Genomic DNA, 9819 nt, shown 5'->3' with positions numbered 1-9819 from the left:
GGGCCGCAGCCCGGCCCGCCGCCGCACCGTGCTGAGCGCGGCCGCGTCCAGCAGCGCGGACGGTACGTCCTGCCCGGCGCGCGGCGCGACGGGCGGGGTGCGCCGCTCGGTCCCGAGCAGCGCGGCCGCGACGAGGTCGTCCCAGGCCGCGGTGGATGTGCTGCCCGCGCTGGACGTGCTGCCCGCAGTGGACGCCCTGGACGCGACGGGTGTGCTGGCCGCGCTCGACGTGCTGGACGCGACGGGCGTCGTACTGGTCAACGGGTGCCTCCCTGCGCTGCCGTGCCGATGAGCGAGACGGGGGTCGGGTCCCAGGTGGTGATGGGGGAGAAGCCGCGATGGCCGCACTCACCGAAGACGGTGACCGGGCCACCGCCCGATATCGCCATCAGCTGCCACAGATCGGTGCGCCCCGCGCAGCGCGGATCGACGGGCAGCGCCGAGCCGCTCCCTTCGTCCGCCAGCTGCCATCCGTCGTCCCCCGGGACCGGCACCACATCGGCGAGCACCACCGGCCAGCCGTCCAGCCACGGATCCTCCCCGATCGCCGCCCCATAGGCCGCGAGCGCGGTCTCGACATCGCACCCCTCGGGAGCCCCAGGCACCTCGCACCCCTCAGCGGCCGGCGGCGCCACGGGAGACGCCGCCTCCGCCACCTCCTCGTGGCGGGTGCCGATCGCCGCCCGCAGCGGCCGGGCCGCCGGGTAATACGCGAGGTCCGCGTCGAGCACCAGGCCGGTGGGCAGCGCGAGCTCGGGGGACTGGCCGGGGGCGCTGAACGAGAGCAGCAGCGCCATACGGTGCGTACGCTCGCCCCGCAGCCAGATCCGGCGCGTGGTCAGCCTGCCGTCCGTGCCGTCCTGGCGGCCCAGGACCAGCCAGCGGTCCCGGATCGCCTCCTCCGTGGCCAGCAGTTCGGCCACCGGCGTCGTGAGACCCACGCGGGTGCGCGTGGTGGCGGCCAGCTTCTCCGGGAGCCGGTCCAGGTGGAGAAAGCCCTGGTTGAGCAGGTGGGCCAGCGCGCACTCCTCCAGCAGCCGGGCGGGCCAGCCCGGGCCGGACGACGGAATCGCCGCCAGCTCCCGCACCCGCGCCTCAAGACCCGGAGCCTGGGCGTCGATCATCCGCGCGGCCGTCTCGTCCCACGCCCCGTACCCGGCGCGGTCGGCGGAGGCCAGACCGTCGAGGAGCAGATCGGCGAGCCGCCGCTCCAGCTCCGTGGCGCCCGCAGCGATGCGCTGGGCCCGCCGCTCGGCGCGGCGGCGCGCCGCCTCCGGATCGGCCGCGCCTCCGCTCCCCCCTTTCCCCGCGCCGTCCCCCGCCCCGCCGCCGGGGCCCGGGCCCCCATCCCGGGCCCCGGCGGCGAGCTTTTCGGCCCGCTCCCGTCGGCCGCCGAGCCACTGCTCGGCCCACTCCGGCGGCTCCCCGCCCGCGGGCACGCCCCCCTCGCCGGACGCCCACAGCAGCAGCAGACCCAGCACGTGCTTGCACGGGAACTTCCGGCTCGGGCAGCCGCACCGATAACCGGGCCCGTTCAGATCGACCACCGTCTGGTACGGCTTGCTGCCGCTGCCCGAGCACAGCCCCCACACCGCCTGACCGTGCGCGCCCGCGCCCGACCAGGTGCCGACCGCGGCGAGCTTGCCGCCCGCCGTGCGTGACGCGGCGTCAGGAGCCAGGGCCAGCACCTGCTCCGCCGTCCAGCGTTCCCCCTGCGGATTCATGTCTGCGACGGTACGGGCACCCACTGACAATCGTTCTGACCTGGACATTCGCTGATGGACGGCCGGTTGTCAGTGGCGTGGTGCAGTGTGGTTCACGCGTCCGGAAACGGAACGAGAGAACGAGTCGTGGGGGAGCTGTGACCGTCACTGTGCCCGGAACCGAATCCACCGATACGAGCGGGGCGGCAGCGGCCGCCGGAGCCGCGGAAGCGCTGCGTCCACACGCGGAGGACGCCTTCGCCGCCGAGCTGGGCGCCCTGGCCGCCGCCGACGACCGCCCGCGTCCCGCGCGCTGGCGGCTGTCGCCGTGGGCGGTCGCCACCTATCTGCTCGGCGGCACGCTGCCCGACGGCACCGTGATCACACCCAAGTACGTGGGCCCGCGCCGCATCGTCGAGGTCGCCGTCACCACCCTCGCCACCGACCGCGCCCTGCTGTTGCTGGGCGTGCCCGGCACCGCCAAGACATGGGTCTCGGAGCATCTGGCGGCGGCGGTCAGCGGGGACTCGACCCTGCTGGTCCAGGGCACCGCCGGGACGCCCGAGGAGGCCATCCGGTACGGGTGGAACTACGCCCAGCTCCTCGCCCACGGCCCGAGCCGGGACGCGCTCGTGCCGAGCCCGGTGATGCGCGCGATGGCGGACGGCATGACCGCGCGCGTGGAGGAGCTGACGCGCATCCCGGCCGATGTGCAGGACACGCTGATCACGATCCTGTCCGAGAAGACGCTGCCGATCCCGGAGCTGGGGGAGGAGGTCCAGGCGGTCCGCGGCTTCAATCTGATCGCCACCGCCAATGACCGCGACCGCGGGGTCAACGAACTCTCCAGCGCCCTGCGCCGCCGCTTCAACACGGTCGTGCTGCCGCTGCCCGCGACCCCGGAGGACGAGGTCGACATCGTCTCCCGCCGCGTCGCCCAGATCGGCCGCTCGCTGGAGCTCCCGGAGCTCCCGGAGGGCGTCGAGGAGATCCGCCGGGTGGTCACGGTCTTCCGCGAGCTGCGCGACGGAGTGACCGGCGACGGCCGTACGAAGCTGAAGTCGCCCTCGGGCACGCTGTCCACGGCCGAGGCCATCTCCGTGGTCACCGGCGGCCTCGCCCTCGCCGCCCACTTCGGCGACGGCGTGCTGAGGGCGGGCGATGTGGCCGCGGGCATCCTGGGCGCGGTCGTCCGTGACCCGGCGGCCGACCGTGTCATCTGGCAGGAGTACCTGGAGACGGTGGTCCGCGAGCGCGACGGCTGGAAGGACTTCTACCGCGCGTGCCGAGAGGCGACCGCATGACGGGCGCCCCACGGGCGCGGGCCACGGGCCCGCTGCTGCTGGGCGTGCGGCACCACGGTCCCGGGTCGGCGCGGGCGGTACGGGCGGCGCTGGAGGCGCGCCCGCCGCGCGTGGTGCTGATCGAGGGCCCGCCGGAGGCGGACGCGATCGTGGGGCTCGCCGCCGAGAAGGACATGCGTCCGCCGGTCGCGCTGCTCGCCCATGCCGCGGACGACCCGGGGCGCGCCGGGTTCTGGCCGCTGGCCGGGTTCTCCCCGGAGTGGGCGGCCATCCAGTGGGCACTGGCCCACGGGGTTCCGGTGCGGTTCATCGATCTCCCGGCGGCCAACTCCCTGGCCATGGCCGCGAAGAAGACCCCGGCGGCTGAGCCCGACCACTTGGCTGAGCCCGCCCCGGCTGGTCCGCCCGGCCCGGCGGCTAAGCACGGCCCGGCGGCCGCGCCTGCCCCGGCTGGTTCGGCCGATCCGGCGGTCGCGCCTGCCCCGGCCGGTCGGGTGGACCCGGCGACCGCTCCTGCCGTGGCGGATGAGCCCGTCCCGGCCGGTTCGCCCGGCCCGGCGGCTGAGCCTGGCCCGGCGGCCGCGCCCGCCCCGGTCGGTCCGGCGGATCCGCCCGCTCCGGCCGGTCCGGGCGATCAGGTCGCCCCGGCCGCCGCTTCCGCCGAGCGGATGCGTGTCGATCCGCTGGCCGTCCTCTCCGAGGCGGCCGGATACGACGACCCGGAGCGCTGGTGGGAGGACGTCATCGAGCACCGCGGCACCGGTGGCGCGGAGGCGTTCGCGGCCGTCGCGGAGGCCATGGAGGCGCTGCGTGCCGAGTACGGGCACGGCGGGCACGAGGACGACGCCGTGCGCGAGGCCCATATGCGGCTGCGGCTGCGCGAGGCGCGGCGGGAGTTCGGGGACGAGGTCGCGGTCGTCTGCGGCGCCTGGCACGTACCGGCGCTGGTGGAGCGGACCACCGCGACCGCCGACCGAAAGCTCCTCAAGGGGCTGCCCAAGGTCAGGACCGAGATCAGCTGGGTGCCGTGGACCCACCGCCGGCTGGCCCGGCACAGCGGATACGGGGCGGGCATCACCTCGCCCGGCTGGTACGACCATCTCTTCCACGCCCCGGACCGGCCCGTCGAGCGCTGGCTCACCAAGGTCGCCGGGCTGCTGCGGGAGGAGGACTTCGCGGTCTCCTCGGCCCATGTCATCGAGGCCGTAAGGCTCGCCGAAACCCTGGCCGCCATGCGCGGACGCCCGCTCGCCGGGCTCGCCGAGACCCTGGACGCCGTAAGGGCGGTGATGTGCGACGGCTCCGATGTGCCGATCGCGCTCGTGCGGGACCGGCTCGTGGTCGGCGACATCCTGGGCGAAGTGCCCGAGTCCGCTCCGGCGGTGCCGCTCCAGCGCGATCTGACGCGCACCCAGCGCTCCCTGCGGCTCAAGCCCGAGGCGCTGGAGCGAGACCTGGAGCTGGACCTGCGCAAGGAGACCGACGCCGGGCGCAGCCGCCTGCTGCACCGGCTGCGGCTGCTCGGAGTCGACTGGGGCACCCCGGCCGTCTCGCGCGGCAGCACCGGCACCTTCAGGGAGACTTGGCGGCTGCGGTGGGAGCCGGAGCTGGCGGTGCGGGTCGCCGAGGCGGGGGTGTGGGGCACCACGGTGCTGTCGGCGGCCACCGCCAAGGCGGAGACCGAGGCCCGGAGCGCCAAGGGGCTCGCCGAGGTGACCGAGCTGGCCGAGCGCTGTCTGCTCGCCGGGCTCTCCGGGGCCCTCCCGGTCGTCATGCGCTCGCTCGCCGACCGGGCCGCGCTCGACGCGGACGTCGGCCATCTCGCCCAGGCCCTGCCCGCCCTGGTGCGCTCGGTGCGCTACGGGGACGTACGAGGCACCGACACCGCCGCGCTCGGCGAGGTCGCGGTGGGGCTGGCCGAGCGGATCCTGGTCGGGCTGCCGCCCGCCTGCGTCGGTCTCGACGCCGACGGCGCCGCCGAGCTGCGCCGCCATATGGAGGCCGTGCACCGGGCGATCGCCCTGCTGTCGGAAACAGAGACGGCCGGGACGGAGACGGTGACTGGGACGGAGACGGTGACCGGGGCGGAGACCGTGACGCGGCCACACACGCGACCACACACACAGACCGACAAGTCGACAACAGACATGTCGACAACGGAGACACGGCCAGCCGCCCCCCGCGCCGCCGACGGCCTGCGGGCCCGCTGGGCGGCCATGCTGCGCAGCCTCGCCGGGCGGGACGGCACCCCCGCCACCCCCGGCCTCATCCGGGGCCGCGCCGCACGGCTGCTGCTGGACGACGGCCGGCTCGCCGAGGACGAGGCGGCCCGGCTGATGGGGCTCGCGCTCTCGCCCGGCACCCAGCCGCCCGAAGCGGCCTCCTGGATCGAGGGGTTCATCGGCGGCGGCGCGGGCGGCGGCATGCTGCTCGTCCACGACGAACGGCTGCTCGGCCTGGTCGACCGCTGGCTGACCTCCGTTCCCGCCGAGGCGTTCACCGACGTCCTGCCGCTGCTGCGGCGCACCTTCTCCGCGTACGACACCGGCGTACGCCGCACCCTGGGCGAGCTGGTCCGCCGGGGCCCCGTGGCCGGCGGGCCCACCGGCGGCCAAGGCGCCCCCGCCGCACCCGGCTTCGGCCCCGGGCTGGACCCGGACCGCGCGGCGGCCGTCGTACCGACGGTGCGGCTGCTGCTGGGCCTCGACCCCGCCCCGCACGCCAACGACACCATGGAGGCAGCCCGATGACGCACGGCGCCCCTCACGTCGACGCCGACCCCCACGGCGACGCCGCTCCCAACGACGCTCGCGCCCAGGGCTCCCACCCCCAGACCGACCAGGAACGGCTGCGGCGCTGGCGGCTGGTGCTCGGCGGCCAGGGCGCCGACGGCACCGGCTGCTCGCTCAGCGGGACCGACGCCGCCATGGACCGCACGCTCGAGGCCCTCTACGGCTCCGGAGGGGGCGACGGCGCGGGCGGCAGCGGAACGGCCGCCGGGCGGAGCGGCGGCTCCCAGGGGGCCGGGAGCGGCGCGCGCTCCGGCGGGCTCGGCGGCTCCGCGCCCCAAGTGGCCCGCTGGCTCGGCGACATCCGTACGTACTTCCCCACCTCCGTCGTCCAGGTCATGCAGCGCGACGCCATCGACCGGCTGGGGCTGTCCGCCCTGCTGCTGGAGCCGGAGATGCTGGAGGCCGTGGAGGCGGACGTCCATCTCGTGGGCACGCTGCTGTCCCTCAACAAGGCGATGCCGGAGACCACCAAGAGCACCGCTCGAGCCGTCGTCCGCAAGGTCGTCGAGGATCTGGAGAAGCGGCTGGCCACCCGCACCCGCGCCACCCTCACCGGAGCGCTCGACCGCTCCGCCCGGATCAGCCGCCCGCGCCACCGGGACATCGACTGGGACCGCACCATCCGGGCCAACCTCAAGAACTACCTGCCCGACCACCGGACGGTCGTCCCCGAGCGGCTCATCGGATACGGCCGGGCGGCCCGTGGGGTCAAGAAGGACGTGGTGCTGTGCGTCGACCAGTCGGGGTCGATGGCCGCGTCCGTGGTCTACGCCTCGGTCTTCGGCGCCGTGCTCGCCTCGATGCGCTCCCTCGCCACCCGGCTGGTCGTCTTCGACACCTCCGTGGTCGACCTGACCGAGGAGCTCGACGACCCGGTGGACGTCCTCTTCGGCACCCAACTCGGCGGCGGCACCGACATCAACCGCGCGCTGGCCTATTGCCAGTCCCAGATCACCCGGCCCGCCGACACCGTCGTCGTCCTCATCAGCGACCTCTACGAGGGCGGCATACGCGAGGAGATGCTGGGCCGGGTCGCCGCGATGAAGGCGTCCGGGGTGCAGTTCGTGGCGCTGCTCGCGCTGTCCGACGAGGGGGCGCCGAGCTACGACCGCGAGCACGCGGCGGCGCTCGCCGCGCTGGGCGCGCCCGCCTTCGCCTGCACCCCAGATCTCTTCCCGGACGTGATGGCCGCGGCCATCGAACGACGCCAACTACCTATACCGGACATGGCGATGCATCAGTGATCCGGGGCTTGCGCCGACCCCTGTGGGTCGTGCAAGGATCATCCACGTCGCCCAGGACATGAATCCGGCCATCCGGCTGGCGATCTCGTCCTGTTCCGGCGGCCCACACGCCATATCGCCACGCTTACGTGCCCGTTGTGCGTCTCGTACCCAGGGAAGGCCCCACTCGTGTCTGTCACGCCCGCCATGTCTGTCGCCGTGCGCCTGCCGCGCACGGTGGCCGCGCGGCGGGCGCTGCTGGCGGCGCTCTTCCTCGGTGGCTTCCTCGCCCTGGCGTTCCTCTTCGGCGGCAGCGCTCACGCCGCCGAGCGGAGCGATCAGGGCGCTGCCGTCGGCGCGACGAGCGAGCAGGGCGGCACCTCCGCCGACCGCTCCGGCGTCTCCCGGCTGCTCGACCCCTCGGGTGTCGAGCGGGCGCGGCAGCGGGTGGAGCGGCACGCACCGCCGGTGGTGGGGCGCACCACGCACAAGGCCCAGGACGTCGTGCGGGAAGCCGTGCGGCCCATCCAGGAGCCGGTCGAGGAGCAGGCGCAGAAGATCACCAAGCCGATAGACGACCTGGTCGGCGGCGCCACCAGCGGCGAGCTGCCGGTGCGCCTGCCCGAGGTCGGCATCGGTGACGCGATCGGCGTGGGCCCCCAGGACTCCGGGGCGCACCACTGCCCGGCCGCCGAGCACCACGCGGCCAAGGCCGAGCCGGTGACCGTGCACGGGGCGGCGCCCGCGGCGCCGGAGTCGATGGGGCCCGGGGCACACGCCCAGGCCGCCATCGCCCACCAGGACGCGGCCGTCTCCCACGACGGGCACGGGCCCGTCGTCCAGGCGGCGGTCTCCGGCACCGGTCCGGACGGTGGCGCCCCGGCGCCGCTGCCCCCTCCGCGGTCCCCGCTCGGGGCCACCTCCCAGTACACCGGCGACAGCGGCGCTTCCCGTGGCGGGAACACCCAGGCCGCTCTTCCGCCGTCCGGCGTGCCGTCCTTCGGGCTGAAGCCCGGTACGGTCCGCGCGGAGAGCTCGGCGCCGACGCGCGAGCGGTTCAACGAAGTCCTCGAATTCCCCGGCTAGGGCAGACCTCACCCCCGTCTGTTGAGACCTGCCGCGCGGGGGCGGGTCAGGTCTGCCCGTCCGAAAACCCCTCATGACTTTCGAAGGACTTCCTCCACCATGCGTAACAACCTTCGCCGCTCCATCCTCGTAGCCGCTGCCGCCACCGGTATCTGGGCGCTCGGCTCGGCCGCCGCTTCCGCCGCCGAGAACCCGGCCGTTCCCTCCACCGACGGTGTCACCAGCACCGTGGACGGCGTGACCAAGACGGTGAACAAGACCGTGTCGGCCGACAAGGTGACCGAGACGGTCGACGGTGTGACCGGCGGCGTGGCCGACACCTCCAAGGTGACCGACACCGCGAAGAAGACCGTGGACGGCGCCGCCTCCACCGTGGACGGCGTGACCGCCCCCGTGCGGGACCGCGTCCCCGGCGCCGAGAACCTGCCGCGGGTCTCGGATGTCACCAAGACCGTCGAGCACACCACCGACGGCCTGACCGGCGACGTCGCCGGCAAGCCGGACAAGGTCGTCAAGAAGGCTCACAAGGCCGTCAAGGGCGTCGAGAAGACCGTCAAGAAGACCACCCACCTCGACCTGCCCACCGGCGAGGTCCCCGGCGTCGTGCCCGGCCTGCCCGGCCTCGGCTCGCTGCCGACCCTGCCCGACACCTCCACGCTGCCGAACGTCGACGGCGTCACGGGCCAGCTGCCCACCGAGCTCCCCACCACCCCGAAGCTGCCCTCCGCCCCGGGTTCGGCCAATGACCTGCTCGCCTCCCTCTCCGGCGCCGGCATCCGCCCGGAGGAGCTGACCGGCAAGGTCCAGGGTGTCGTCGGCACCACCAAGCCGGTCGTCGACGGTGTGGCCTCGGACGTGCTGCCGCCCGCCGTGCACCGCCTCGTGGTCAAGGTCGTCCCGGTCGCCGAGCGCACCGTGGGTGACACCGGTGCGCTGGCCGACGACGCCGTGGCCCGCACCACCCCGTACGTGGACGTCGTGACCGGCAGCGCCGAGGGCTTCGCGCTGGGCACCGCCTCCAACGTGGTTCCGGCCGCCCAGGACACCGTCGGCCGCCTAGTGCCGGTCGTGGTGAGCGTGCCGTCCACCGCCGTTCCGTTCGCGCAGGACGCGGCGGGCACCACCGTGCCGTTCGCCCACGGCCTGACCACCGGCGTGGTCGCGAACGCCCAGACCACCGTGGGGAACGCCAAGGACGGTGCGCTGAGCCTGCTCCCCGCGGTGCCCACCGACCTGACCGACGTCGCCAACATCCCGGCCCTCCCGGTGCTGCCGGCCGACCTGCCGCAGCTCCCGGCCGACCTGCCGACCGTTCCGGCCGACCTCCCGCAGGTCCCCGCCGAGCTCCCGCAGCTCCCGGCCGACCTGCCGCAGGTTCCGGCTGACCTGCCCCAGCTGCCGACCGACCTGCCGCAGCTCCCCACCGACCTGCCGCAGCTCCCCACCGACCTGCCGCAGCTCCCGACCGTTCCGGCCGACCTGCCGCAGCTCCCGGCGGACCTTCCGACCGTTCCGGGCACGCTCCCGACCGTCTGATCGCTCCGGCGGGCATCAGACAGTCAGGCCGTGAAGGCCATGCAGGCTGTGGAACCGTAAAACCGTAAGGCAAGCGTCATCGACCGGGCAGCCCTCGTTGGGGAGGGGGCTGCCCGGTTGTCGTAGGGAGATAGATGGAAACGGTCGCGATCTGTGACCGTAATCACCGCTCCAG

The 9819-nt window shown here is 74.7% G+C and carries 7 protein-coding genes; 5 read left to right on the top strand and 2 right to left on the bottom strand.

Features of this window, described 5'->3' with window-relative positions:
• A partial coding sequence (locus IEJ02_RS51460) for a DUF5691 domain-containing protein (RefSeq protein ID WP_498067121.1) occupies positions 1-348 on the bottom strand: 348 nt, incomplete at its 3' end.
• Positions 258-1724, bottom strand: coding sequence for an SWIM zinc finger family protein (locus tag IEJ02_RS37645; RefSeq protein WP_191068897.1), 1467 nt, complete (start codon positions 1722-1724; stop codon positions 258-260). The genes IEJ02_RS51460 and IEJ02_RS37645, both read right to left, overlap by 91 nt.
• A gap of 137 nt (positions 1725-1861) precedes the next feature.
• Between IEJ02_RS37645 and IEJ02_RS37640 the strand changes: the two genes are divergently transcribed.
• The 5 genes from IEJ02_RS37640 (at position 1862) to IEJ02_RS37620 (ending at position 9644) form a co-directional block, all read left to right on the top strand.
• Positions 1862-3007, top strand: a complete 1146-nt coding sequence (locus tag IEJ02_RS37640) for an ATP-binding protein (protein WP_191068896.1) — start codon at positions 1862-1864, stop codon at positions 3005-3007.
• Positions 3004-5757, top strand: a complete 2754-nt coding sequence (locus IEJ02_RS37635; RefSeq protein ID WP_191068895.1) for a DUF5682 family protein — start codon at positions 3004-3006, stop codon at positions 5755-5757. The genes IEJ02_RS37640 and IEJ02_RS37635 overlap by 4 nt, the downstream gene beginning before the upstream one ends.
• The gene (locus IEJ02_RS37630) at positions 5754-7043 is read left to right on the top strand and encodes a VWA domain-containing protein (protein ID WP_223865111.1); all 1290 of its coding nucleotides are present in this window, start codon (positions 5754-5756) and stop codon (positions 7041-7043) included. The genes IEJ02_RS37635 and IEJ02_RS37630 overlap by 4 nt, the downstream gene beginning before the upstream one ends.
• A 186-nt stretch (positions 7044-7229) precedes the next feature.
• A complete protein-coding gene (locus IEJ02_RS37625; protein WP_191068894.1) occupies positions 7230-8108 on the top strand; it encodes a hypothetical protein in 879 nt (292 codons plus the stop codon).
• A gap of 99 nt (positions 8109-8207) precedes the next feature.
• Complete coding sequence (locus tag IEJ02_RS37620) at positions 8208-9644, top strand: hypothetical protein (RefSeq protein ID WP_191068893.1); 1437 nt, start codon at positions 8208-8210, stop codon at positions 9642-9644.
• Positions 9645-9819: the final 175 nt, after the last annotated feature.

The organism is Streptomyces sp. 5-10 (genome assembly GCF_014712245.1).
In the GTDB taxonomy this organism is placed as follows: Bacteria; Actinomycetota; Actinomycetes; order Streptomycetales; family Streptomycetaceae; genus Streptomyces; species Streptomyces violaceusniger.
The sequence above is the reverse complement of the archived record's forward strand: the minus strand, read 5'-3'. Positions and strand labels throughout refer to the sequence as shown.

Coding starts and splice junctions, on each gene's coding strand:
- IEJ02_RS37645 (WP_191068897.1), bottom strand. CDS start 1,724: ATGAATCCGCAGGGGGAACGCTGGACGGCGGAGCAGGTGCTGGCCCTG.
- IEJ02_RS37635 (WP_191068895.1), top strand. CDS start 3,004: ATGACGGGCGCCCCACGGGCGCGGGCCACGGGCCCGCTGCTGCTGGGC.
- IEJ02_RS37630 (WP_223865111.1), top strand. CDS start 5,754: ATGACGCACGGCGCCCCTCACGTCGACGCCGACCCCCACGGCGACGCC.
- IEJ02_RS37625 (WP_191068894.1), top strand. CDS start 7,230: ATGTCTGTCGCCGTGCGCCTGCCGCGCACGGTGGCCGCGCGGCGGGCG.
- IEJ02_RS37620 (WP_191068893.1), top strand. CDS start 8,208: ATGCGTAACAACCTTCGCCGCTCCATCCTCGTAGCCGCTGCCGCCACC.